Genomic DNA, 25,762 nt, shown 5'->3' with positions numbered 1-25,762 from the left:
GGCCAGGTGGGCGCCTGGTCGACGTCAGTCCTCGACGGGGTAGGGCGCCACGTGATGGGCGAAACCCTCCACCCGGTCCTCGACCGGCGCCGCCTGGCGACCGCTGGGCGCCTGGATCGCAGCCCGGAGCGCCGGCGCGCGCGCGCCAAATCCTTTTGCGTCCTTGTAGTCGATGAAGTCGGCGTACCTGGCGTGCGGCGCCGGCGGATCGACAGCGTGCTTGATCGGGCACCAGTACTGCTCGGTTCGGCCGGCGATCTCGCGCGCGTAGGCGAGGACGCCGTTCGCATAGCCGCAGTAGAGGCAGTTCAGTTTCTGCGGGCCGTTCAGATAGGACAGCTTGTGGCGGTCCAGGATCAGGTGTTCCGAACGCCGGACCCTGGGCATCCCCCAGAGGCGGAAGCACATGGCCTGATAGGCGCTGACCGCCGCGTCGAGGAAGGCGATCGGCAGGAGCAGGCCGTAGACGAACGGCACGGAGATCAGGTGACGCGCCAGCGTCGCGAGGTCGGCGGAGCCGTGCCAGGGCGCGCGCAAGGTCGTGGGGTCGGTGTCCATGGGCGGCGTCCTGCATGGCGCGACGCCACGCTCGAACCTGACCGGGCCCGGCCGCGGGCGCCTTGACGAGCGTCAATCGGCGCCGCGTCCAGCGGTTGCGTCAGGTCAAGGCCCGTTCCGGGATGGCGTCGTATCGACCATGGGAGCACCCGCCTCGGAGACCGTGTCCACATGACCGACGCCGCACTCTCGGTGCGCGAGCTGGGCAAGGTCTATTCGACCTCGGCGGGAGACGTGCATGCGCTTCGGGGCGTCGATCTCGAGATCGTCAACGGGGAGACCCTCGTCCTGCTGGGCCCGTCCGGATCGGGCAAGTCGACGCTGCTGAACATCCTGGGCGGCCTGGACCGGGCGACCTCGGGATCGGCGCGGTTCCAGGATCGGGAGCTGACGCGCGCCAGCGACGTGGAGCTCACACGTTACCGGCGCACATCGGTGGGCTTCATCTTCCAGTTCTTCAACCTTGTGCCCAGCCTGACCGCGCGCGAGAACGTGGCGCTGATCACCGAGATCGCCAGCAATCCCATGACGCCGGAAGAAGCCCTGGCGCGGGTCGGGCTCGCCGACCGGTTCGACCACTTTCCGGCGCAGCTCTCCGGCGGCCAGCAGCAGCGCGTGGCGGTGGCGCGCGCGATCGCCAAGCGGCCGCAGCTCCTGTTCTGCGACGAACCCACCGGCTCCCTCGACAGCGAAAGCGGCGTCCAGGTGCTCGAGGCGATCTCAGAGGTCGCGCGCGACGTCGGCACGACGACCATGATCGTGTCCCACAACGCCGACATCGCCGGGATGGCCGACCGGGTGATCCGGTTCCGCGACGGGCGGATCACGGACATCGAGCGCAACGTCGCCAAGCTCGCGCCCCGGGACATGACCTGGTGAAGCCGCTCGATCGCAAGCTCGTGCGCGACCTGTGGCGTCTCAAGTTCCAGATGATGGCGATCGCGCTGCTGATCGCCTGCGGCGTGTCGGTGGCGGTGATGTCGTTCTCGGCCCAGCGGGCGCTGGCGCAGGCCCAGGCGGCCTTCTACGAGGACACCCGGTTCGCCGACGTCTTCGCCCAGGCCAAGCGTGCGCCGCTGTCCCGCCTCCGCGAGCTGGCCCGGATCGAAGGCGTCACCGCGACGGACGGGCGCATCCTGGAAGCCGGATTGATGGACGTGCCGGGGCTCGCGCGCCCCGCCATGGCCCGCCTCATCTCGCTGCCGGACGATGAGGGGCGGGCCCTGAACCGAATTCGCCTGAGCCGCGGTCGCATGCCGGATCCGAGGCGAACGGACGAGGCGGTCGCCCTCAAGACCTTCATGGACGCCGCGGGCGTCCGGCTGGGCGACCGGCTGACCGCCGTGGTGCAGGGCCGGGCCTTCACCTTCACCGTCGTGGGCGCGGTCCTGTCGCCGGAATATGTCTACGTGCCCGCGCCGGAGTCGTTCATGCCGGACGACGCCCACCAGGCGGTCCTCTGGGCGCCGCGGCCGGCGGTCGAGCGCGCGGCCGGCATGAGCGGGGCGTTCAACGCCGTGGCGCTGAAGCTTGCGCCAGGCGCCTCGACGGCGGCGGTGCTGGCGGATGTGGACCGGATCCTGGCGCCATATGGCGGCCGAGCGGCCTATGCGCGCGAGGACCAGGCTTCCCACGCCTTCCTGGCCGCCGAGCTCAAGGAGCTCTCCACCTCCGCCTCGATCCTCCCGCCGATCTTCCTGATCATCGCCGCGGCCCTGGTGCATCTGACGGTGTCTCGGCTGGTGGACGCCGAACGCGAGCAGATCGGCCTGCTCAAGGCCTTCGGCTACCGCGACGGCGAGGCCGCCCGGCCCTACCTGCGGATGGCCATCGCGATCGGTCTCGTGGGGGCGGTCGCGGGGGGGCTGGTGGGCGGCGCGCTGGCCGCCGCCATCGTCGACCAGTACCGCGACTATTTCCGCTTCCCCGTGCTGGCGGTCCGCTTCCACTGGTTGGCGTTCGGGGGCGCCTCCGCCGTGGCGGTGGCGGCGACCGTGGCGGGCTCGGTGGCGGCGGTACGCCGCGCAGCGGGCCTCTCGCCTGCCGTGGCCATGCAACCCCTGCGCCCGGCCACCTACCGCGCCGGCCTGCTGGATCGTCTGGTCCGGGGGGCGGCCATCGACCAGGCGACGCGGGTGATCGTGCGCAACCTGGAGCGTTTCCCGGTCCGCAGCCTGCTGGCGACGCTGGGCCTCGCCGCCGGCCTGACCCTGCTGGTGGGCACCCAGTTCCTGTTCGACAGCCTCGATAAGGTGGTGGACCAGGCCTACTATCGCACCCAGCGCTGGAGCGAGGCGATCGGCTTCGCCGAGCCACGGAGCATCGCGTCGCTCAGCGAGGCGTCGCGCCTGCCGGGGGTGCTTGCCGCCGAGCCGGTCCGCACGGTGGCCGCGCGGTTGCAGGCCAATGGACGCGAGGAGCTGACCCGGATCGTCGGGCTCGAGCCGGACGCGATATTCGATCGGCCGCTGGACGCCCGCGACCGTCGCGTGCCGTTCAAGGGCCGGGGGCTGGTGGTCAGCGAGGCGCTCGCCGACCGTCTGGGACTCGAGGCCGGCGATGAGGTCCGCGTCGAGGTGATCGACGGGCGCGCGCCGGCGACCGTGCTTCCGGTGACCGGCCTGGCGCGCGACTACAGCGGCTTCGCCGCCTACATGGACCGCCGGCGGCTGAACGCGCTGATGGGCGAGGGCGACCTGATCAGCGGCGCGCACCTCCAGCTCGCCGCGGACCGCCGGGCGGCCTTCTACCGGGCGGTGGAGCGGACGCCGCAGGTCGTCGGCGCCTCCTCGCGCGACGAGACGGTCGCGAGCTGGCGGCAGGCCATGGCCGAGGCGTTCCGCGTCACGGTCAGCTTCTATGTCGGGTTCGCCGGCGCCATCGCCTTCGGCGTCGCCTACAACACCAGCCGTATCGCGCTCTCCGAGCGGGCGCGGGACCTAGCCACCCTGCGCGTCCTGGGTTTCGGCGAGGGCGAATGCGCCTACATCCTGGCCGGCGAACTGGCCGTGCTGGCGCTGGTGGCGATCCCGCTTGGCGTGTTCGGCGGACAGGCGCTGGCCCACGGGCTGGTGGCGGCCTATTCGCGCGACGAGGTGCGGCTGCCGGCGGTCATCAGCGCTCGGAGCTACGGCATTTCGCTGCTCGCCTACCTGGTGGCGGTGACCGTGGCCGGCGCCCTCGTGGCGCGCCGCATCTGGGGCTTCGACCTTGTGGCCGTGCTGAAGACGAGGGACTAGCGATGGCCAAGGTCAAATGGGCGAGGTGGGGGCTTGGCGCGCTGGCCGCCGTGGTCGTGGCGGCGATGCTGGCCCTGCTGCTGGCGCCGCGTCCGGTAGCGGTGGACACCGGTGTCGTCCGCCTGGGTCCGATCGCCGACAGCGTCGCCGACCAGGGCGCGGCGCGGGTGCGCGAAGCCTACGTCGTGGCGGCGCCCGTCTCCGGGCGGCTCGAGCGGGTCGACCTGGATGTCGGGGACCGCGTCGTGGCCGGCGCGACCGTGGTCGCGCGCATCCGGCCGGCGAGCGCCGACCTCCTGGACCCGCGGTCGCGAGCCCGGGCGGAGGCGGCCGTCGCGGTCGCGCAATCCGCGGTCGGCGCGGCCCGAGCCGATCAGGATCGCTACGCCGCCGAGGCCGGCAAGGCCGACGCCGACCTGGGCCGCGTGCGCACGCTCGCCGCCCAGGGCTTCGCCGCGCGTCAGGCCCTCGACGCGGCCGAGGCCCAGGCTCGCTCGACGCGCGCGGCGGTGCGCGCAGCGGCCGCGCAACTCGGCGTGCGCCGCTCGGAGCTGGCCGCCGCCCGGTTCGCCCTCTTGGGACCGGAAGCCGAGGGCGGTCGCGCCGTCCCGGTGGTCGCCCCGGCCTCCGGCTATGTCACCCGCGTCCTGCAGGAAAGCGAGCGCACGGTGAGCATGGGCGCGCCGCTGGTGGAAATCGGCGACCAGAGAGGCCTGGAGGCGGCGGTGGAGTTCCTGACCCAGGACGCCGTGCGCATCCGTGAGGGCATGCGGGCCGAGGTGTTCGACTGGGGCGGCGAGGGGAGCCTCCCGGCGATGGTCCGGCGCGTGGAGCCCCAGGGCTTCACCAAGGTGTCCGCCCTGGGCGTCGAAGAGCAGCGGGTGCTGGTGCTGCTGCAGTTCGAAGGGTCTCCTGCCGCGTGGTCGCGGATCGGGCCCGGCTATCGCGTCTGGGGACGTGTGATCCTGCGCCAGGAAGCGCGGGCGGTGAAGGCGCCCCTGGGAGCCCTAGTGCGGGCCGACGGCGGCTGGGCCGTATTCCGCATCGTAGACGGCCGGGCGCGCCTGACGCCTGTCACGGTGGGCGCCATGACCGACCGCGAGGCCGAGATCCGCAAGGGACTCAGCGGCGGCGAGCGCGTCGTGGTGTTCCCCTCCGACAAGGTCGTGGACGGCGTCCGCGTGCGGGCGCGGACGCCCTGACGCCCAAGCAGGCGCAGGCCCGGCGGAGCTTGGCGCGAAGGCCGCGCACAGCGGGCCGTGACGGCGTCCGCCAGCCGACGATTCACGCATCATCTTGTCCAAGATCAAGGACGCCGGATCGCGCCGCGCCCTACTGAAGCTCCTGGCGGAGCCGTTGAGTTATGTTCGTTGTCCTTGCTGTGCGGTCCGTCGCGGTCCCGGTCGCGGTCCCCGCGTGCGAAATGCGTGAGCGCCATGTGTGACGACATCGACCTGCAACTGGGGCGCCGCGTGCGCCGTCGGCGGCGCCTTCTGGGTCTCACGCAGCAGCAGCTCGGGGCATGCTGCGGAGTTCGGTTTCAGCAGATTCAGAAATACGAGACGGCCACCAACAAGATGTCGGCCGGCATGATCGCGCGCCTGGCCCGGGCGCTCGGTGTCGAGGTCGGCTACTTTTACGACGGTCTCGACCTGTCCGGCGGCATGAAGGCGGCGCAGCCGCGGGGCCGAGCCCAAGGCCGGGAGATACTGGCCGGCGCCGACGTCGCATCCGTCTTCCTCGTCGGCAAGGCGGCGCGTGTGATGCGCTGACGGGTTGACCCCGCTCAAGGCGCGTCTGCGACGGGGCCCTAGCCTGCGGGCTCAGGTCGTACCGGAGACTCCGATGACACAGGCCGACTACATCGCGTCCTTCGACGCTCTGGGGCTGGACGACGTGCCGCGGGTGGGCGGGAAGACCGCCTCGCTTGGGGAGCTCCGACAGCTCCTTGAGGGCGCGCAGGTGAGCGTCCCGGACGGGTTTGCGATCACCGCCGCCGCATATCGGGACGCGCTCGCGGCGGCCGGCGCCTGGTCGGAGCTGCGCGACCTGCTCGCCTTCGAGGTGGACGATGTCACCGAGCTCAGCCGCCGCGCCGCGCGGGCGCGCGAGATCGTCTACCAGGCCACGGGCGGCCGCGAGCTGCGGGACCAGATCTTGGGGGCCTACCGCGCGCTGAAGCGATCCTGCGGACCGGACCTCAGCGTGGCGGTGCGGAGTTCGGCCACGGCCGAGGACCTGCCGACCGCCAGCTTCGCCGGCCAGCACGAGAGCTTCCTGCACATCCGCGGCGAGGACGAGCTGGTGGAGGCCTGCCGGCGATGCTTCGCCTCCATCTTCACGGACCGCGCGATCGTCTACCGCGTCAACAACGGCTTCGACCACGCCAAGGTCTTCCTCTCGGTGGCGGTGATGCAGATGGTCCGGTCGGACCATGCGGCGAGCGGGGTGATCTTCACCCTCGACACCGAGAGCGGCTTCCGCGACGTGGTGTTCGTCACCGGCGCCTATGGCCTGGGCGAGAACGTGGTCCAGGGGCGCGTGGACCCCGACGAGTTCTATGTCCACAAGCCGACATTCCGCCAGGGCTTCCGCGGCGTGTTGCGCCGCAGCCTCGGGGCGAAGCAGACCCGCATCGTCTGCGACCCGAAGGGCGACGGCGCCGGCCTGCTGACCCTCCCGGTCTCGCGGGGCGTGCGGGATCGCTATTGTCTAGTCGACGCCGAGGTCCTGGCCCTCGCCGACGTGGCGATCCGCATCGAGGATCACTATTCCCAGCGCGCGGGACGGTCGACGCCCATGGACATCGAATGGGCCAAGGACGAGTCCGACGGCCGGCTCTACGTGGTCCAGGCGCGGCCCGAGACCGTAGCCTCCCAGCGCGGGACGGATATCGAGACCTTCCGGCTGACGGGCTCGGGTGTCGTGCTCGCCACCGGCAAGGCGGTGGGCGAGCGGATCGCCAGCGGCGTGGTCCGGGTCATCCGAGGCTCCGCCGACCTCGCGGCCTTCCAGCCCGGCGAAGTGCTGGTCGCCGAGGCCACCAGTCCCGACTGGGAGCCGGTGATGAAGCGCGCGAGCGCGGTGGTGACCGATCGTGGCGGGCGCACCTGCCACGCGGCGATCGTGGCCCGCGAGCGCGGCGTGCCGGCGGTGGTCGGCGCGGGAGACGCCACGACGCGCCTGACCGACGGAACCTGCGTGACCGTCTCCTGCGCGGAAGGGGACACCGGCCGCGTCTACCAGGGCGACGTCGCCTTCGAGGTGCAACATCTGAAGGCCGCGGACCTGAAGCCGCCGAAGACCCACATCATGCTGAACCTGGCGCAGCCGGACCTGGCGTTCCGCTTCGCCCAGTTGCCCAGCGCGGGCGTCGGACTGGCGCGGCTGGAGTTCGTCATCGGCGAGCAGATCCGCCTACATCCGATGGCGGCGGCCCATCCGGAGCGTGTGGCCTCAGCCCGCGAGCGGGCGGCCATCGGCCGCCTTGCGAAGGGCTACGCCTCGCCCCGGCAGTACTTCGTGGACAAGCTGGCCGAAGGCGCGGGCGTCATCGCCGCGGCCTTCTATCCGCGGCCGGTGATCGTGCGGCTCTCGGACTTCAAGACCAACGAGTACGCCAAGCTGCTGGGCGGCAGGGCCTTCGAGCCCGTGGAGGAGAATCCGATGATCGGGTTCCGGGGCGCCGCGCGGTACGCCCACCCGCTCTACGCCGAGGGCTTCGCCCTGGAATGCGAGGCCCTGGCGCGCGTCCGCAAGTCGCTGGGCCTCACCAACCTCAAGGTGATGGTGCCCTTCTGCCGGCGGGTGGAGGAGGCCGAACGGGTGCTGGCCGCGATGGCCGCCCACGGCCTGAAGCGCGGCGAGGACGGGCTGGAGGTCTACGTGATGTGCGAGATCCCCAACAACGTCATTCAGATCGACGCCTTCGCGAAGCTGTTCGACGGCTTCTCGATCGGGTCCAACGACCTGACCCAGCTGGTGCTGGGCGTCGACCGGGATTCCGAGACCGTCGCCTTCGACTTCGACGAACGCGACCCGGGCGTCCTGGAAATGCTTCGCCAGGCAGTGGTCGGCGCGCACCGGAACGGCCGCCACGTCGGTATCTGCGGCGAGGCCCCGGCGACCTATCCCGAGATCGCCGCCTTCCTGACGGAGCTCGGCATCGACTCCATGAGCGTCAATCCGCAAAGCCTGCCACGCACCCTGACCGTGGTTCGAGAGGCTGAGGCGGCCATCGCTCAGGCCGTGTCGCGCAGCCGCCCGGTCGCTGAACCCGTGGGAGCCTGAGGCTCATGCCTCCCGCTCCCGCCGCGCCGCGCCGCCCGCTCTCTCTGTTCGGCGTCCAGATCCGGATTCATGTGAGTTGGGTGATCGTAGCGCTGTTCATCGCATGGTCGCTGGCGTCCGGCTCCTTGCCGATGCTGTTCGCGGGCCTGCCGGCCGGTTCCTACTGGTCGATGGCCGGGATCATAGTGATCGGGCTGGCGGCCTCGATCGTGCTCCACGAGCTGGCCCATGCCCTGGTCGGCCGGGCGATGGGGATCTCGGTCGACCGGATCACGCTCTTCCTGTTCGGCGGGGTGGCGGAACTGCACGAGGAGCCGAAGCGCCCCGGAGGCGAGCTGGCGATGGCGATCGCCGGCCCGGCTTTCAGCGCTGTGTTCAGTCTCGTCCTGGCGGCCGCTGCGGGGGCCGTGGGCCAGACGGGCGCTCCGACCGAGGTGGTGATGGCGCTGGGCTACTTGGCCACGCTCAATCTGGTGCTGGCGGCCTTCAACATGGCGCCGGCCTTTCCGCTGGACGGCGGCCGCGTGCTGCGCGCGCTCCTCTGGATGTCGACCCACGACCTGATGAAGGCGACCCGGATCGCCGTCCGCACCAGCGAGGTCCTGGCCCTGCTGCTCATGGCCGCCGGTCTTACCGCCGCCTTCACCGTCGAGGCGGCCGGCGGCCTGTGGTGGATCATGATCGGGCTGTTCCTCCACGGCGCCGCACGTGGGGCGCTGCGCGAGTCCGAAGCCCGGCAGATGTTTGCCGGGCACGCCATCGCCGAGGTCATGGCGCCTTCGATCGAGACCGTCCCGGCCGCCTACACGCTGGACCGGTTCGTGGACGAGCGGCTGATGGCCAGCCGGCACGGCCTCTATCCCGTCATGGACGGCGAGACCTGGCTCGGGATCGTCAAGCCGGAGGACATCCTGCGAACCCCTCGCGAGGCTTGGAAGACCACGACGATGGGCGAGATCTGCACGCCCGCAGCCGCTACGCCCGTGGCGGGACTGCTGGACGACGCGTCGCTGGTGATGGACCGGATGCGCACGCAGCAGGTCCAGCGGATGCCGGTCGTGCATCGCGGTTCTGTGGTCGGCATCGTCACGCTGCAGGATCTGATGGGCAGCCTGGAACTGTGGCGGCGCTTCCGGCCCAAGCCGCTCTGAGCGCTGCCGCCCTCCCTCAGGCTTGCGGCGGGCGCTTCCTCGTGGCTCCCAGCATCATACCCAGCGCATTGAACGAGATGGCGATCAGACCGCCGATCACCGCGCCGAATACGACCGCCGAGACCAGGCCCAGGCCGATGGCTCCGGGGGCTTCCAGCGCCTGGCTCGTGAAGAATCCCAGCATGCGCCGCGAGGCCGGGATGTCGGCGACGGCGACACCGAACCAGCACAACAGAAACAGCAACCCGAGCGCCACCGCACCGGTGAGCGTGCAATGGAAGACGCCGAGTCGTGAGGCCGACCGTTGGGTCATGGGAATCTCCTTAGGGTTGGAGCCGAGCGGCGCCGTCGCCCCGAGGCGCCGACGCCGTCCCGTCACGAGCTGACCGTCACCCGATCGTCGACAGAGCTCACACCGGGAGCCGCCCAGGCCGCCCGTTCGATGATCTCGCGTTCGAACCAGGCGCGCACCCTTCCATCCAGCTTCACCTTGCCGCCGTCCACAGTGACGTAGACCTTGTCCGCCTCGAGATCGGCCTGACGCTCGAGGGCCTGCTCGATCCGGCGCTTGATGTCGGAGGCCTGCGCCTGCGGCTTCACCATGATGGCGTTGGCCACGCCGCGTACGCCCTGAAGCCGTCGGATGCTCTGTTCGGCGGCCACACGCTGATAGGCCCACGGCACGTCGCCGCTCAGTGTCACGACGCCGCTTTCGACTTTCACCTTGATGGCGTTCTTCGGGACGGTGACGTTCCAGTCGAGAAGGTTGGCGACCGCGTTGGCGATGCCCTCGTCCGTGAATGTCTTCGGGAAGGGCCGGATCTCCAGGTCCTCGACAAATCCGCGAACGCCCTTCACCCGCTTGACCGCCATCTCGGCCACACCCTTCTGAGCGTAGTTCGCCACATGGCCGACCAGTCGGACGATCCCGTTCTCAACGGTGACGCCGATGTCGGCCGCGTCGATGCTCGGTTCCCACTCCAATTCGTCCGCGATGAGCTTCTTAAGGGCCTTGTCGTCCATCTCGCGTCTCCATTGGCCGGGATAGCCGGAGTCACGCTGCGCCTTCGGGGAAACCTCGCGTTGACCAGGGTCAACCTATTGTCGAGCAATCAATTAGTTTGCCTGGCCAGCCGGGCCGTGACCTGGATTCCGACGGGGCTCCAGGAGGGGGCCGCGCGATGTCTCGGCAACTCCCCAAAGCGGGCGCGCCACTGCGAACGCCGTCAACGCTTCCGGCGACTCCGGCGGTCCCGGTCGAGGATCTCGACGGCCCTCTATGCGCCCTGTCCCTGTATCTTTCCGTCGCTGAAGGCCTCGTCCAGGCGCCGGACCTGGACCGAGACAAGCTGTGCCGCGCGCTGGAGGGCGCAAGGGGCCAGGTCGCTGAACTGGCGCGTAGGACGGCTGCCGCCGTTCGGGCTGGATCGGTAAGCTGACGTTCGGCGACGAGAGCACTCGGGCTTGATCCCGTCGATTTCCCTTCGCCCGGGGGGACGGTGGCGGGTCGGGAAGCGACTGGACCGATCGCCGGGGATGAGCGGATCGCTGGCGCCGGCCGGGCCCCGCGGGTTCCTCAGTGGCTCGTCAGCACGAAGCGTTCGGGGCGATGAAGCAGGTCGTTGGTGACCCCGCCGAAGGCCCACTCGGCCAAGCGGCTGTGGCCATAGGCGCCGGCGACGATAAGGTCCGCTTCGTTCAGGTCGGCGATCCGGTAGAGCTCTTTCACCACGTCCTCGTTCCGGGTGGTGGTGACGCCGGGTCTGGCCGCGATTCCGCGCCGCCTGAGCGAAGTGACCACATCGTTGACCTGGAACGCCGCGGACTCGACTTCGTCCACGGCGCAGACGGCTTGCACGATCACGTTCTCCGCGCGCAGCAGGAACGGCATGGCGTCGGCGAGGGCGCGGCGAGCTTCGCGGGTTTCCTTCCAGGCGACGACGACGTTCGCGGCCCGGAGATGGCGGCCAGCCTCGGGCGTCACCAATACAGGCCGTCCGCTGGCCATCACCACCTCGGCGGCGTTGGCGGTGCGATAGTTCGATGCGTCCTTGGTGACGGCGCCGACGACGATGAGATCCGCCGCCCGCGACGCCTGCACCAAGGCTGCGCTCGGGAAGCCCTGCATCGTGCGCCATTCCAGATCGACGCCCGCGGCGTCGCGGCGGAACGCCTCCTCCGCGGCCGTGAGGCGGCCGGCGACCTGCTCCTGCGCCGCGACGATCCACTCCGTCATGAGCAGCCCAGCGTAGGGATCGGCCATGTACGCCGCGTCGAGGGCCTCCGCCCCCACGCCGATCAGGTGGGCGTCGAAGTCGCGCGCGAGCCCTGCTGCGACCTCCGTGCGATGGGAGGCGGGCAGACCGGGCTCCACATGCACCAGGATGTTGGCGTAGCCGGCGGATGCGACCTGCCGGTCGGCGAGCGGGCGCGCTTGGGTGTCTAGCATGGGATCCTCCGTCGCGAAGGAGCCGCCGAAGGTTCGCGGCCGCTCGATCAGGTTCGAGCTTGGCGCCTTTGCCGCAGAGCACCTTGAGGCGGATCAACTCGCGGCGATGGCGCCGGCAATCCGCCGTTGCGATTTGAGCGGGGTCAATGCGCCGACGGCGCCCCGGAGACCTGGTGCGGCGAAAGGCGGATCCGATCATGTCGAGGAACGACCCGGACCTGACGGCTCCCCGCGAGGCTCCGCCCGTGCGGTCCGCCCCACGAGGGCGTCGGAGCGGCTTCGGCGAACTCTTCGCCTTCCTGTGGACCGCGCTGTCGGCCGTGCGCGACCTATGGGTCGCCGCCCCGCGGGAGCCGCCGGTCGTTCCGGGGGATGATCGCGAAACGCCCTAGCTGCGCTTCTTGACAGGCGTCAAGGCGGGCCGCGGGCCGCGGGGCTCAGGTTTCACCCGCGAAGGAGAACCCCATGAGCTATCGTGACATCCTGGTGGAGGTCGACGGGTCTCCTGCTTCCCACGTGCGGGGGAGGTTGGCGGCCGGGCTCGCCGCCAAGTTCGGGGCCCGCCTGATCGGCGTCTTCGCTGAGGCTCGGATCCCGCCGCCATTCATGCCCACAGACGTCGCCGCCGTGCTGACGGCGATCGAGACGCAGCGCCTCTACGACGCCCACGAGGCCGCGGTCCGCAAGGCCGCGGAGGCGGCGCGGACGACCTTCGAGGCCGTCGCCGGCGAGGCGGGCGCGCAAAGCGATTGGCTGGAGCTCGGGGGCTACGACCTGCAGGACCTGATCGCCTGCGCCCGCCGCGTCGATCTGGTGGTCGCCTCGCCCCACGAAGGGCCCGGCTTGCCCACGGCCGACCTCGCCATCGCCGTCGGCGGGCCCATGCTGATCGCGCCCGAGATCTCCGGGCCGGCGCCGGGCCGCCATGCGCTGGTGGCCTGGAACGGCAGTCGCGAAGCCGCCCGAGCACTGCACGCTTCCTGGCCCTTCCTGCTGGCGGCCGACCAAGTCCATGTGCTCGTCGTCTCGCGCGGCGGTCTCGCCGGTCCGGACGGCTTCCTGCAGCGCCATTTCGAGCACCATGGCGTGAAGCCCAACCTCATTGTGGATCAGCGGGACGACGGCTCCGCCGGCGAAATCATCCGCAACCAGGCGAACGCCCTCGGCGCCGACCTGGTGGTGATGGGCTTCTATGGCCGCTCACGGCTCCAGGAGATGGTCCTCGGCGGCGCGAGCCGCGAAATGCTGAAACACTGCGCCACGCCGCTGCTGATCAGTCATTGAGATGCGGGTGGATCGGGATCGGGGGGGACCGTGCTCTGAAAGGCGGCGAGAGCCTCGACCTCACTTCCAAGCAGGCTCGAGACCACAGCAACCTGGCTCGCGCTGAGAGTTCCCGAGGCGAGCATCAGCTCGAAGCGTTCGATGTTCTTACGGTGGACGAAATCCGACTCCACGTTGGCCCCCCGCGCCGAGGCGCTTTCAGGCGTAGTTGGTCATACCACCAGATATAGTTGAGCGCTCCGGAAAGATTCCCGGAGCGCTCGCCAGCCTGCAAAGCATCGGGGGGGGTCAGTCTGCGGGCTGGATCTCGATGGACTTGGTCTGGGCCGTCCCGTTCTTCGGCGCGGTCACCTTGAGCACGCCGTCCTTCATGGTCGCCTTGATCTTCGCCGCCTCGACGCTGCGAGGCAGGGTGACAGACCGGGAGAAGGCGCCATAGGTCCGCTCGGAGAAGTGGTAGTCCTCCTCCTTGGCTTCCCTTTCGGTCTTCTTCTCGCCGCTGATGGTGAGCACTTCGTCCTCGACCGTGATCTTCACGTCGTCCCGGGCCAGGCCCGGGAGCTCGACCGAAATCTCGAGGCTGTCCTTCGTGTCTCGGATGTCCATGCGGGGTGACAGATCGATCTCGGCGAGGGCGGCCCAGCCGTTGCCCAACTGGTCGAACAGCCGATCAAACTCGCGCTGGATGGGCGCGAAGACGTTTCCGGCGGACCCCGCCAGCTTCGGCAGGAATTGGGCGGGCGAGCGGTGGACGGTCATGGCCTGGTTCCTTTGGGGGTGGACGTCGGCCTCAGATCAGCACGGCCGCGCGCCTGCGGTCTTGATCGGCGTCAAGAACGTGGTGAATCCTGGCGCAGGCGTCAGATCGACAGGGGCAGGCTCGTGTGCGCCTCGTTCAGCCAGGCGCCGAGTTCATGGTCCGGGACTTTCGTCAGGTCCTTGCGGATCGCGCCGGCCATCGGCGCCGCGCCGTCGAGGTGGGCTCGCAGCGGCCCGATCAGTTGCGGCGGCGCGGCCAGGAAGACCCCGTCGAGCTTGCGCTCGCGGACCAGCGCCACGGCGCGGGCGGCCACCTCGGCCATGAAGGCCTCCTTCGCCGGCCGGACGTAGTCTTCCTGGCCGACCGCCGAGCGGCGCGGCGAGGCGCTGGCGTGGGTGCGCGCCGGGGGACTGGCCCTAAGCTCGGTCCGAAGCTGGGACAGCGCCTGGGTGCGGTCGACATCCTCGAAGGTCACGAAGTGGCCGCTGGACGGAGACCGTTCCACGAAGCGGACGCGACCGCCGTCGGCCAGGACGAAGAGGAGCTTGCGGGACATGTCGCCACCGTTGAGTTGAGTCGCCGCTCAGGCGGGTTGCGCGGGGAAGAAGCTGCGGAGCCGCCGTGGGAGGTAGTGCTCGAGCTTCAGGACTTCGCCGGCGTCGAGCTGCTCGGCCAGGACGGCGAACACCGCCGCCGCGGTCTCGTTCGGCAGGCAGGGGAATGTCGGCCCGAGGCGTTCCGCCACCTCGCCGGCGAAGATCTGTGGGTCGCGGATGTCCGTCGGTCCGGCGGCGGGCCGCCAGCCTTCCAGGAACACCCCGCGCAACAGCATCGGGAGCTGCGCGGAGACGCCGAGCACCGCGTCCACCGGCAGGCGGTCGCGGAGCACGTGCAGGACGGCCCGCAAGGCGGCATAGGCCTCCTGGCGGCCGCAGGGCGGCAGGCGCCTTTCGACGTCCTTCAGCCAAAGATTGGTTTCCTGGACGGTGGTGTCGAAGGCGGAAAGGCCGGTGCTCATGACCGTTCTCCTGGTGCGCGTCGACGATGCGCCGATGAGGCGGCGGCGCGTTGACTTGGGTCAAGACGGCGGCCGGGCCGGAGGCGCAGTCTGCTGCTGGAGGATCGCCCATGCCCTTCAGGGATCGCGGCGTGGCCGGTCAGCGTCTGGCGGCGGCGCTCGTCGGCTATAGGGGTCGCGACGTCGTGGTGCTGGCGCTGCCCCGGGGTGGTGTCCCCGTGGCGGCCGAGGTCGCCGCGGCGCTCGATGCGCCCCTCGATCTGGTCCTAGTCCGAAAGATCGGCGCGCCCTTTCACGAGGAACTGGCCATGGGCGCTGTGGCGGACGCTGCGGGGCAGCCCTGCACCGTACGAAACGAAGACGTCATCGCGATGCTTGGGGTGGACGACGCGAGCTTCGACGCCGTCCGCGCTGGACAGCTCCAGGAGATCGAACGCCGGCGCGAAGCTTACCTCGGCGACCGCCCGAGGGCCGAGCTGGCCGGCCGCGTCGCCATCGTGGTGGACGATGGTGTGGCCACCGGCGCCACGACCCGCGCCGCCTTGCGCGCCGTTCGCCGGCGGGGCCCGGCGAAGCTGGTGTTGGCCGTGCCGGTGGCGCCGACCGACACGCTCGCCGAACTGCGGGCAGAAGCCGACGAGGTGGTCTGCCTGGAGGCCTACCCAGCATTCGGTTCGATCGGATTCTACTATGCCGACTTCCGCCAGCTCGCCGACGATGAGGTGACCGGGATTCTGGCGCGTTTTCCGCCCGATGATCGGATGGCTGCCTCGGCCGGACGCTAGACCTGGGAGATCTCGACGCCTTCGCCATCCGGTTCCACCGCGCCCGGGGGAAGGCCGACGCGGTTCTCGACCGATCGGACGCCCGGCAATGTCCAGGCCAGCCGCTCGATGGCGTCGCGGTCGAACCAGCTGGTCGCCTGGCCCGACAGCGCGACCGCTCCATCCGCGGCCTCGATCCTGACCCCGGCGATCGCCACCCCTTCCCGCTCCAGCAGCGCCAGAAGCTGGGTCCGGAGGTCGCCTGCGTGCGTCGGCACATGGAGATGGTTGTGGACGTCCAGCACTTCGGGCAGCCGCAGCAACTCCTGTTCGATCATGAGCCGACGCATGTCGTTCTGAACGGCGCCGGTCAGGGTGACCACGCCCTCGAAGACGGTGGCGCAGATCGGCGCGCCGCCACTCAGGCGCTCCACCTGGATCTCGACGATCTCCTGAAGCGTCCTGGCGTCCATCTCGACCTCCCTTGTTCCGCCATGGAGAGTTGTCCGTCCAGCGGACCCCGCATTGTGCTTAGTCAAGAGAGGTCGCCGCCGGGACTGGCCGGGTGCGGGCGTGGACGCTTCGTCCTGGACGGCGCCGTCGACAAGCTGAAGAAGCCGGCCCGCGACGGCCTTCGTCTCGAACGACTGGTCAGGGTCGAAAGGGGCAGGGCGTCATCCACGCGCCTCGCTCCAAGTCAGCCGACCACCGCCCAGGACCCGTCCGGCTGGCGGCAGGCGCGGCCGCGCGTCGTCTGGGTCCGGCCCGCGATGGTGGTGACCTGGGTGAAGTCGGCGCACCGGAAGCCGCGCGGGTCATTGTAGTAGTTGCCGATCCGCACCTCGCCGCGGTGGTCGTTGCCGGGGTTGCGCCATTGGTGGCGGCTGCCCGGACGGTCGGAATTGAAGCCATTGTAATAGGCCTTGTAGGCGTAGCTCCGGTCGTCGCAGTCGAGGTCCTTGGTCAGGGCTGCGCCCACCGCTCCGCCGAGGATCACGCCGGCCATGGTCGCGCCCGCGCGGCTGCCGTCGCGTCCGGCGGCGTTGCCGAGGAGGCCGCCGATCAGCGCGCCGATGATGACGCCGGCCGGGTCCTTCGACTCGCGACACTCCCGGTAATAGGCGTCGTCGTTGTAGGAATAGGTGCGGGAGTAGCGCTGACTCCACTCGCGGTCGCGCTCGTCGCGATAGGCGCTCTGGGCGATCACTCCGGTGGCTTTCGAGGCGAGGAAGAGGTCGCCGCGCGGGTTGGCGACCCATTGGTAACCCTTCGGAGGCTTGCGCAGGCCGCGCTGCTTCCAGTCGGTCACCACCTGGAGGCGCTGGCGATACGGGTCCGGTAGCCGGTCGCCGCGCGAATAGCGCGGGCCAGCGTCGCCGCGGTAACCCCCTTGGTCGGACCTGTCCGGGTAGCTGGGTTGCGCCACGGCGGCGGGGCCGCTCAGGAGCGTGAGCGCGAGCATGGCGGAGACTGTGCGTTTCATCGGATCGGTCCTTCGTCGCGATGCACGACGCCACGACCCGACACCGGGACGCGGGCAGCGACATTGACCTCGGTCAATGCGGAAGGCCGGCAGGCGCGGTCCGGTGCGATGCGGACAATCCCGTCAAGCCGAAAGAGGTGCGCAGGTGCTGGCCCGCCGCAGGAAGACGCCGTTCCTGACCGGGCTCCACCGGCGGGGGGGGCGAACGCGGTCCGCCTGGGATGACGCGGCCCCCGTCCGGGACGAGTTGTTCAGCATCGAGCGCCTGGAGGCGCATGCCCGCAGCCTGGCGGAAGCCCAGGGCCTCGGACGGAAGGGCCGCGGCCAACCCCTGGTCCGGCGCCTGGCCGAGAACCAGGCCCTGCTCCTGGAAGCCTACCGCGACACCGTCCAGGCGCTCGACGACGGCGCCAGCATCACGCCCGCAGCGGAGTGGCTGATCGACAACTTCCACCTGGTCGAGAAGCAGATCCGGGAAGTCCGGCTCGATCTTCCGGCCAGCTACTACCGCGAGCTTCCGAAGATCGTGCACGGCCACCTCGCCGGCCACCCTCGCGTGTTCGGGATCGCCTGGGCGTTCGTGGCCCACACCGACAGCCGCTTCGATCCGGACCTGCTCTGCCGGTTTCTGCACGCGTATCAGGAGGTGCAGCCGCTTACGATCGGCGAGCTCTGGGCCGTCGCCATCACGCTTCGGATCGTCCTCATCGAGAACCTGCGGCGGATCGCCGAGCGCATCATGATCAGCCGCGCCGCCCGCGCCGAGGCCGACGATTGCTGCAACCGCATGCTTGGGGTCGGCGACCGGCCCGTCGAGGCCAGCGAAGGCGTGCTGGGTCCGTACGAGCGTGCCCCGCTGGCCGATGCGTTTGCGGTCCAGATGCATCAGCGGCTCCGCGAAGACGACGGGGCCGGCGCACCGGCGCTGACCTGGCTGGACGCACAGCTGTCACGGCGGGGCGTCGGCGCGGACCAGGTGATCCGCGACGAGCAGCAGAGGCAGGTGGCCGCCAGCGGCACGGTGCGCAACATCGTCACCAGCCTGCGCCTGATTTCGGACGTGGATTGGTCCGAGCAGGTTGAGCGCGTCAGCCTCGTGGACGACGTCCTGAAGGCCGGCAGCGCCTTCGCCGACATGGATTTTCCGACCCGCAACCTCTACCGCACCGCCATCGAGGATCTGGCCCGGGGCTCGGGGCGCAGCGAGCTGGACGTGGCGCGGCGGCTCGTCCAGGCGATCCGTGCGGTGGACGACATCTCGGGCGAGGGCCGTCGCTGCGACCCGGGCTACTACCTTGTGGCGGCCGGGCGGAACGATTTCGAGGCCTCGATCGGGTTTCGGGCGCCCGTCCGCACCTGGCCTGGCCGCGCTGTGCGCGGGCTCGGCATCGGGGCGTACGTCGGGGCGATCCTGGCGGCCACCGCGCTGCTGCTGGCGTTGCCCTTGGGCGGGCTGCTCGTCCAGGGGACCGGCGCGATCTGGCTCGTCGTCCTTGGGGTCCTGGGCGCCTTCCCGGCGCTGGATGCGGCCGTCGCCCTCGTGAACCGAGGCGTCACCCGCGGCTTTCGCGCCGTCCCGCTTCCGGCCCTGGAGCTGAAGGGGGGCGTGCCGCAGAGGCTGCGGACCCTGGTCGCGGTCCCGGTGCTCCTCACCGACGCGGCGGACGTGGAGGCGCATGTCGAGCGCCTGGAGATCCACTACCTCTCCAGCCCGGAGGGTCATCTGCATTTCGCCCTGCTGTCCGATTGGGGCGACGCGGGGAGCGAGCAGGCGGAGGCTGACGGCGCGCTCCTTCGCGCCGCCGCGGAGGGCATCGCCCGCCTGAACCGCAAGCACGGTGCGGCGCCCGGCGGGGACCGCTTCCTGCTGTTGCACAGGCGGCGGGTGTGGAGCGAGAGCGAGGCCTCCTGGATGGGGTGGGAGCGCAAGCGCGGCAAGCTGCATGAACTCAACCGCCTGCTGCGCGACGCGCGCGACACCACCTTCCTCCCGGTCGCGAACCAGGTCGTTCCGCGGGCCGTCCGCTATGTCGTCACCCTCGACGCCGACACCAAACTGCCCCGCGAGACGGTTCGTCGGCTCATCGGGAAGATGGCCCATCCGCTCAACCGCCCCCACCTGGATGCGGCGTCCGGCTGTGTGACGGAGGGCTATGCGGTCCTGCAGCCGCGGATCACCCCGGCCTTGCCCACGGCCGGCGAGGGCTCGGTGTTTCGGCGCGTCTTTTCCAGCATCGGGGGGATCGATCCCTACGCCGCCGCCGTCTCCGACGTGTACCAGGACCTGTTCGGCGAAGGCTCCTTCGCGGGCAAGGGCATCTACGACGTCGATGCGTTCGAGGCGGCCCTGCGCGGCCGCATCCCCGACTCGACCCTGCTCAGCCACGACCTCTTCGAGGGGATCTTCGCGCGGGCTGGTCTCGCCTCGGACGTGGAGGTCGTGGAGGACTTCCCCGACCGCTACGACGTCTCCTCGGCGCGCCACCACCGGTGGGCGCGGGGCGACTGGCAGCTCCTGCCCTGGATCCTCGGGTTGCCGCCGGCGCCGGGCCGCGCCTCGTCGCCGGTCCCGGCGATCGGGCGCTGGAAGATGGTCGACAACCTGCGCCGGACGCTGTCACCCGGCATGAGCCTGGCCAGCCTATGGGCCGGCTGGCTTTTGCCCCTGCCGGGCGCAGCCCTCTGGACCCTCTTCGTCCTGCTCACCTTCGCGCTGCCGCCTCTCATCCCGGTCGCCGCCTCGCTGGCCCGCCGCCGCCCGGGCGTCCCGCTCCGGGCCCGTCTCCACGGCCTGGAGGTCGACCTGCGCCTTGCCCTCGTCCAGGCCGCGCTCGTGACCACCCTGCTGGCGCACCAGGCATGGCTGATGGGCGACGCGATCACGCGCACGCTATGGCGGCTGCTCGTCTCGCGTCGGCGCCTGCTCGAGTGGGTTCCGGCGGCCCAGGCCGCCGCGGGCCTTCGCCTCGACCTCCCCAGCTTCTACCGCCGCATGGCGCCGGCGGTCGCGCTCGGCCTGGCGACGCTGGGGCTCGTCGGGCTCGCCCGGGCCGATGGGTGGGCGGTGGCCGCGCCCTTCATCGCCGCGTGGATCGCATCGCCGGCCGTGGCCCTGCTGGCGAGCCGGCCGCCGCCGCCGGCGGGCCGGTTCCCGCCCTCCCAGGCCGACCTGCGGCGGCTGCGGCTGACCGCGCGCCGGACCTGGCGGTTCTTCGAGGCCTTCGTGACGGCGGCGGACAACATGCTGCCGCCCGACAACTTCCAGGAGGATCCCGAGGCGGTCGCTCACCGCACGTCGCCGACCAACATCGGCCTCTACCTGCTCTCGGTGGCGGTGGCGCGCGACTGCGGCTGGCTGGGAACCGCCGAGGCCGCCGAGCGCCTGGAAGCGACCCTGTCGACCATGGGCCGCATGGCCCGCTTCCGGGGTCACTTCTACAACTGGTACGCCACCCAGGACCTGCGGCCGCTGGACCCGCCGTACGTCTCGTCCGTCGACAGCGGGAATCTCGCCGGCCACCTGATCGCGCTGGCCAATGCGGCGCAGCAGTGGTCGGCGGCGCCGCTCGATGGCGTGCAGGGGCTCGCCGGGGTCGCCGACGCGCTCGGCGTCCTGGAAGACGAGGCCGACGCACCGCGCCGGGCCTCGGCGGGTGTCGCCACGTGGCGACGCTTCGAGGGCGAGTTCGACCGGATGCGTGAGGCGCTGGAAGCGGCGGGCGCGGCCGGCCCCGTAACCGCCGGCCGATGGGCGGGGCTCGCCGCGCAGGCGGCGCGGCTTGCCGACGCCGCCCAGGCGGTGTCGATCGACCGGGGCGACGCGACCGGCGCGGACCTTCTGTTCTGGGCCCAGGCCGTCGGCGGCGCGATCGCAAGCCATCGGCGCGATTTCGAGGTTCCCGTCGCGGATCGGCTGGCGGCCATCGCCGAGACGGCGCGCCGGATGGCGCTGGAGATGGATTTCAGTTTCCTGCTGGACCCCGACCGGATGCTGCTTTCGATCGGCTACCGGGCCGCCGAGGGCGAACTCGATTCGAACTGCTACGACCTCCTGGGCTCCGAGGCGCGGCTCGCCAGCTTCTTCGCCATCGCCAAGGGCGACGCTCCGGCGCGACACTGGTTCCGGCTGGGCCACGCGGTGACGCCGGTGGCGCACGGCGCGGCGCTGATCTCCTGGTCGGGCTCGATGTTTGAGTACCTGATGCCGTCGCTGGTCATGCGGGCGCCGCCGGGCAGCCTGGTGGACCGGACCGACCATCTGGTCGTGCGCCGGCAGGTCGAGTACGCCGCCGACCTCCAGGTGCCGTGGGGCATGTCGGAGTCGGCCTACAACGCCCGCGACCTCGAATTCACCTACCAGTACCTGAGCTTCGGCGTACCCAGCCTGGGCCTGAAGCGTGGCCTCGACGACCACGTGGTGGTGGCGCCCTATGCGACCGCGTTGGCCGCGATGGTCGACCCGAAGGCGGCGGCGCGGAACCTGGAGCAACTCGAAGCGCTGGGCGCGCGCGGCCGCTACGGGTTCTACGAGGCGCTGGACTACACACCCGCACGCGTCCCCGACGGGCAGCGCTACGCACTGGTGCGCGCCTTTATGGCCCACCACCAGGGGATGACGATCGTGGCGATCGCCAACGCGCTCTCCGAGGGCCTCATGCAGGCGCGATTCCATGCCGAGCCCATGGTCCAGGCCACCGAGCTGCTGCTTGAGGAGCGGATGCCGCGCGAGGTGGTCATCAGCCAGCCTTGGATCGCGCGGAAGAGGTTCACCGTGCATGCCAACGCGGTGGAGGGGTCCGGCGCGCGGCGGTTCCTCAGCCCCCACACGCCCACGCCCGCCGTTCACGTCCTCTCGAACGGCAGCTACAGCGTGATGCTGACGGCGGCGGGGTCCGGCTACAGTCGTTGGGGGGACGTTGCGGTCACCCGCTGGCGCGAGGACCCCACCTGCGACGCATTGGGCTCGCACATCTTCCTTCGCGACGTCCGATCGGGCGCGGTGTGGTCGGCTGGCTATCAGCCGACAGGCGCCGAGCCGGACGACTACCATGTCACCTTCAACGAGGATCGTTGCGAGATCGTCCGCCGCGACGGCTCGCTGATAACCGCCCTGGATGTGCTGGTCTCCGCTGAGGACGACGCGGAGGTCCGGCGGGTCTCGATCACCAACCGCGGCTTCGGCGCGCGCGAGATCGACGTCACCTCCTATGCCGAGCTAGCGCTGGCGCCTCAGGCCGCGGACGCCGCGCATCCGGCCTTCTCGAAGCTGTTCGTGGTGACGGAGCACCTCCCCGCCCTCGGCGCCCTGCTGGCGACCCGCCGTCGGCGGTCCCAGGGCGATCCCGAGGTCTGGGTGGGCCAAGTCGCGGTGCTTGAAGGCGAGTCCGTCGGGAGGCCGGAATTCAGCACGGACCGCGCGCAGATCCTCGGCCGCGGCCACGATATCCGCGCGCCCCAGCGTGTCATCGACGGCGTCGCCCTCGGGGGCGCGACAGGCACGGTTCTCGATCCGGCCTTCGCGCTTCGACGGCGGGTGCGCATCGCGCCCGGGGCGACGGCGCGGATCTCGTTCTGGACCCTTGCTGCAAGCTCGCGGAAGGCCCTTCTGGACCTCATCGACAAGCACCATGACCCCGCCGCCTTCGACCGGGCCGCGAACCTGGCGTGGACCCAGGCGCTGGTCCAACTGCATCACCTCGGCGCCGACCGCGGCGAAGCGGCCCTGTTCCAGCGGCTGGCGGGCCATGTGATCTACGCCACCCCGGAGCTGCGAGCTCCGGTGGGCGCGCTGGGGAGGGACGCCGGCGGGCAGCCGGGCCTTTGGCGGGTTGGGATTTCGGGCGACCTGCCCATCGTTCTCCTGCGGATCGCCGACACGCACGAACTTGGCCTCGCCCGCCAGCTGGTCAAGGCCAGCGAATACTGGCGGGCCAAGGGCCTCGCATTCGACCTCGTGCTGCTGAACGAGCGCGGAACGTCCTATGTCCAGGATCTGCAGGTGGCGTTGGAAGCGCTGGTCCGCGCCGGCCAGGCGCATGGCGATCATGGCCCCGCGGGCCGCACCATGGTGCTCAGGGCGGATCTGGTCGCGCCCGAGACCCGGGACCTCATCGCCGCCGTCGCCCGCGTGGTGCTGGCGGGGCAGGCGGGAAGCCTGAGCGAACAGCTCGACCGCGTTTCCGAGGCCGGCGCGCCGTCCCTGGGCGCAGTGAGGCGGCGGCCCGTCGCCGTCGAGACGTCCGTCACCCCAACTCCGCAGTTGGAGTTCTTCAATGGGCTCGGCGGCTTCGCCGACGATGGGCGCGAATACGTGACGGTCCTGACGCCCGGCCAAGTCACGCCCGCGCCCTGGATCAATGTGATCGCCAATCCGGGCTTCGGGTTCCAGGTGTCGACGGACGGAGCCGGCTTCACCTGGGCCCGCAACAGCCGCGAGCACCAGTTGACGCCCTGGTCCAATGATCCGGTCGCCGACCCGACGGGCGAGGCGTTGTTCCTGCGGGACGAGGAGACCGGCGAACTGTGGTGCCCCACGGCCACGCCGATCCGGCAGGAAACGGAGAGCTACGTCGCCCGCCACGGCCGTGGCTATAGCCGGTTCGAGCACAGCTCCCATGGTCTCGATCTGGAGCTGCTGCAGTTCGTTCCGCTCTCCGATCCCGTGAAGGTGTCGCGCCTGCGCCTCCGCAATACCTCCGGCCGCGCCCGGCGCCTGTCCGTGACCGGCTATGTCGAATGGGCGCTGGGCGCGTCGCGCGCCGCGGTGGCGCCGTTCACGATCACCAGCGCCGATCCGGTCACCGGCGCGATCCTGGCCCGGAATACGTGGAACCCCGCGTTCGGCGCGCCGGTCGCCTTCGCCGACCTGGGTGGACGGCAGGCCAGCTGGACCGGCGACCGGCGGGAGTTCATCGGCCGCAATGGCGCACTCGCGGCGCCGGCCGCGCTCGTTGCGCGCGGACCGCTCTCGGGCGCGCTCGGGGCCGGCCTCGATCCGTGCGCGGCCCTGCAAGCCATGATCGAGTTGCCGCCGGGGGGGACCTGCGAGGTGCTCTTCCTCCTCGGCGAAGGGAAGGACGACGCGGAGGCGCAGGCCCTCATCGCCCGCTACCGCAACGCCGATCTCGAGGCCGTCCTTGCCGCGGTCCGCAAGCACTGGGACCGGATCCTTGGCGCCGTGCAGGTGACGACGCCGGACCGGTCCATGGACGTCATGCTGAACGGCTGGCTGCTGTACCAGACCCTGGCCTGTCGGATCTGGGCGCGCTCGGCGTTCTACCAGGCCAGCGGCGCCTACGGCTTCCGCGACCAGCTCCAGGACTCCATGGCGCTCGTGGCGACCGAACCGAGCATTATGCGCGAGCATCTGCTCAAGGTCGCGGCGCGGCAGTTCGTCGAAGGCGACGTCCAGCACTGGTGGCTGCCGCACTCGGGCCAGGGGGTGCGCACGCGGATCTCCGACGATCGGGTTTGGCTGGCCTACGGCGCCGCCCACTATGTGACGACGGCGGGGGACGAAGGCGTGCTGGGCGAGATGGTCCCCTTCCTCGAGGGGGCGCCGCTGGAGGCGGGCGAGGCGGAACGCTTCTTCCAGCCTGTCGTGGCGAAGGAGACCGCGAGCCTCTACGAACATTGCGCCCGCGCCCTCGACCACAGCCTTGATCTCGGCGGACACAGTCTCCCGCTGATCGGCGGCGGCGACTGGAACGACGGCATGAACCGCGTCGGCGAAAGAGGGCTGGGCGAGAGCGTCTGGCTGGGCTGGTTGCTGCATTCGGCGCTGTCGGCCTTCATTCCCCTCGCACATGCGCGCGGCGACCACGCGAGGGCTCGATCCTGGCAGGCGCACGCCGAAGCTCTGGCCGCTGCCCTCGAACGGCACGCCTGGGACGGCGAGTGGTACCGGCGGGGCTGGTTCGATGACGGCGCGCCGCTCGGCTCGGCGGCCAGCGACGAGTGCCGGATCGACTCCATCGCCCAGTCCTGGGCGGTGCTTTCCGGGGTCGCCGCGCCCGAGCGGGCCGCCATGGCCATGGCGGCCGTCGAGCGCGACCTGATCCTGGAGGACGAGAAGCTCGCGCTCTTGTTCACGCCGGCCTTCGACCGAACGCCGCTCGACCCCGGCTACATCAAGGCCTACCCGCCGGGGCTGCGCGAGAACGGCGGGCAGTACACCCATGCGGCGGCCTGGGCCGTGATGGCGCTCGCAGCCCTGGGCGAGGGCGACAGGGCCGGCGCCCTGTTCGCGATGCTCAATCCGATCAACCACACCCGCGACCGGACCGCCGTCCACCGCTACAAGGTCGAGCCCTACGTGATGGCCGCCGACGTCTATGCGGCGCCGGGCCATGTCGGCCGCGGGGGTTGGACCTGGTACACGGGCTCGGCGGCCTGGATGCAACGCGCAGGGATCGAAAGCATCCTCGGCCTCCGCCGCGAGGGCGACGTCCTGGTCGTCGATCCCTGCATCCCCAAGGACTGGCCCGGCTTCAGCGTGCGTCTCCGTCACGGCGCGAGCGTCTACGCCATCGAGGTGCGGAACCCCGCCGGCGTGGCCCACGGCGTCCAGTCCGCAGAGCTCGACGGCGAGCCCCTGGCGGCGGCGCCTCTGCATCTGCGCCTGAAGGACGATGGCCAGGCCCACCGGATGACGGTCCGGCTCGGAGAACCGGCCGCGCCAGACCCGCAGGCCGTCGGGCCGTGACGCGCGTTCAGGGGACTTGACCCCGATCAATGCCGACCGCCCCTCGCTTGGCCAAAGTGCTA

At 70.8% G+C, this 25,762-nt stretch carries 18 protein-coding genes; 9 read left to right on the top strand and 9 right to left on the bottom strand.

Annotation, left to right across the window (positions count from 1 at the left end; translation table 11 throughout):
• Nucleotides 1–24: 24 nt before the first annotated feature.
• On the bottom strand, nucleotides 25–558 hold the full coding sequence (locus EPO51_RS20370) for a hypothetical protein (protein WP_293354007.1): 534 nt from the start codon (nucleotides 556–558) through the stop codon (nucleotides 25–27).
• A 171-nt stretch (nucleotides 559–729) separates the two neighbouring features.
• On the opposite strand from EPO51_RS20370, the gene EPO51_RS20365 reads away from it, so the two are divergent.
• The 6 genes from EPO51_RS20365 to EPO51_RS20340 all read left to right on the top strand — a co-directional run bounded on the left by EPO51_RS20365 (nucleotide 730) and on the right by EPO51_RS20340 (nucleotide 9,238).
• Entirely contained in the window at nucleotides 730–1,437 is a 708-nt protein-coding gene (locus tag EPO51_RS20365; RefSeq protein ID WP_293354005.1) for an ABC transporter ATP-binding protein, read from the top strand.
• Entirely contained in the window at nucleotides 1,434–3,797 is a 2,364-nt protein-coding gene (locus EPO51_RS20360) for an ABC transporter permease (RefSeq protein WP_293354003.1), read from the top strand. The genes EPO51_RS20365 and EPO51_RS20360 overlap by 4 nt, the downstream gene beginning before the upstream one ends.
• Before the next feature lie 2 nt (nucleotides 3,798–3,799).
• Entirely contained in the window at nucleotides 3,800–4,999 is a 1,200-nt protein-coding gene (locus EPO51_RS20355) for an efflux RND transporter periplasmic adaptor subunit (RefSeq protein ID WP_293354001.1), read from the top strand.
• 234 nt (nucleotides 5,000–5,233) lie between these two features.
• Nucleotides 5,234–5,569 carry a helix-turn-helix domain-containing protein gene (locus tag EPO51_RS20350; protein ID WP_293353999.1) on the top strand — a complete coding sequence of 112 codons (336 nt, stop codon included), beginning with the start codon at nucleotides 5,234–5,236 and terminating at the stop codon, nucleotides 5,567–5,569.
• Between the two features lie 73 nt (nucleotides 5,570–5,642).
• Nucleotides 5,643–8,087, top strand: a complete 2,445-nt coding sequence (gene ppsA / locus EPO51_RS20345) for a phosphoenolpyruvate synthase (protein ID WP_293353997.1) — start codon at nucleotides 5,643–5,645, stop codon at nucleotides 8,085–8,087.
• A 5-nt stretch (nucleotides 8,088–8,092) separates the two neighbouring features.
• Nucleotides 8,093–9,238 carry a site-2 protease family protein gene (locus EPO51_RS20340; protein ID WP_293353995.1) on the top strand — a complete coding sequence of 382 codons (1,146 nt, stop codon included), beginning with the start codon at nucleotides 8,093–8,095 and terminating at the stop codon, nucleotides 9,236–9,238.
• Between the two features lie 16 nt (nucleotides 9,239–9,254).
• On the opposite strand, the gene EPO51_RS20335 is transcribed toward EPO51_RS20340, so the two are convergent.
• From EPO51_RS20335 to EPO51_RS20325, 3 genes are all read right to left on the bottom strand, one after another.
• Nucleotides 9,255–9,551, bottom strand: a complete 297-nt coding sequence (locus tag EPO51_RS20335; protein ID WP_293353993.1) for a hypothetical protein — start codon at nucleotides 9,549–9,551, stop codon at nucleotides 9,255–9,257.
• A 62-nt stretch (nucleotides 9,552–9,613) separates the two neighbouring features.
• Complete coding sequence (locus EPO51_RS20330) at nucleotides 9,614–10,261, bottom strand: BON domain-containing protein (protein ID WP_293353991.1); 648 nt, start codon at nucleotides 10,259–10,261, stop codon at nucleotides 9,614–9,616.
• Nucleotides 10,262–10,814: 553 nt separating this feature from the next.
• Nucleotides 10,815–11,687 (bottom strand): universal stress protein, encoded by an 873-nt coding sequence (locus tag EPO51_RS20325; RefSeq protein ID WP_293353989.1) that lies wholly within the window; start codon nucleotides 11,685–11,687, stop codon nucleotides 10,815–10,817.
• Between the two features lie 465 nt (nucleotides 11,688–12,152).
• Here EPO51_RS20325 and EPO51_RS20320 point away from each other — a divergent pair, with 465 nt between their 5' ends.
• Entirely contained in the window at nucleotides 12,153–12,971 is an 819-nt protein-coding gene (locus EPO51_RS20320; protein WP_293353987.1) for a universal stress protein, read from the top strand.
• A gap of 288 nt (nucleotides 12,972–13,259) precedes the next feature.
• On the opposite strand, the gene EPO51_RS20315 is transcribed toward EPO51_RS20320, so the two are convergent.
• The 3 genes from EPO51_RS20315 to EPO51_RS20305 form a co-directional block, all read right to left on the bottom strand.
• Nucleotides 13,260–13,730: an Hsp20/alpha crystallin family protein gene (locus EPO51_RS20315; RefSeq protein WP_293353985.1), complete on the bottom strand. Its 471-nt coding sequence runs from the start codon at nucleotides 13,728–13,730 to the stop codon at nucleotides 13,260–13,262.
• A gap of 101 nt (nucleotides 13,731–13,831) precedes the next feature.
• Entirely contained in the window at nucleotides 13,832–14,287 is a 456-nt protein-coding gene (locus EPO51_RS20310; protein ID WP_293353983.1) for a host attachment protein, read from the bottom strand.
• 27 nt (nucleotides 14,288–14,314) lie between these two features.
• Nucleotides 14,315–14,749, bottom strand: a complete 435-nt coding sequence (locus EPO51_RS20305; RefSeq protein ID WP_293353981.1) for a DUF2267 domain-containing protein — start codon at nucleotides 14,747–14,749, stop codon at nucleotides 14,315–14,317.
• A 110-nt stretch (nucleotides 14,750–14,859) separates the two neighbouring features.
• Here EPO51_RS20305 and EPO51_RS20300 point away from each other — a divergent pair, with 110 nt between their 5' ends.
• Nucleotides 14,860–15,534, top strand: a complete 675-nt coding sequence (locus tag EPO51_RS20300) for a phosphoribosyltransferase (RefSeq protein ID WP_293353979.1) — start codon at nucleotides 14,860–14,862, stop codon at nucleotides 15,532–15,534.
• Here the strand turns inward: EPO51_RS20300 and EPO51_RS20295 are convergent.
• Together EPO51_RS20295 and EPO51_RS20290 are read right to left on the bottom strand one after the other, a co-directional pair.
• Nucleotides 15,531–15,986 (bottom strand): BON domain-containing protein, encoded by a 456-nt coding sequence (locus tag EPO51_RS20295; RefSeq protein ID WP_293353977.1) that lies wholly within the window; start codon nucleotides 15,984–15,986, stop codon nucleotides 15,531–15,533. The genes EPO51_RS20300 and EPO51_RS20295 overlap by 4 nt on opposite strands.
• A 224-nt stretch (nucleotides 15,987–16,210) precedes the next feature.
• Entirely contained in the window at nucleotides 16,211–16,996 is a 786-nt protein-coding gene (locus tag EPO51_RS20290; RefSeq protein WP_293353975.1) for an RcnB family protein, read from the bottom strand.
• A gap of 145 nt (nucleotides 16,997–17,141) precedes the next feature.
• On the opposite strand from EPO51_RS20290, the gene EPO51_RS20285 reads away from it, so the two are divergent.
• Entirely contained in the window at nucleotides 17,142–25,700 is an 8,559-nt protein-coding gene (locus EPO51_RS20285; protein ID WP_293353973.1) for a GH36-type glycosyl hydrolase domain-containing protein, read from the top strand.
• Nucleotides 25,701–25,762 lie beyond the last annotated feature (62 nt).

Origin of the sequence: Phenylobacterium sp. (assembly GCF_004297125.1) — a bacterium.
In the GTDB taxonomy this organism is placed as follows: domain Bacteria; phylum Pseudomonadota; class Alphaproteobacteria; order Caulobacterales; family Caulobacteraceae; genus Phenylobacterium.
Note: the sequence above shows the minus strand (reverse complement) of the source record. Positions and strands in the feature narration are given on the sequence as shown.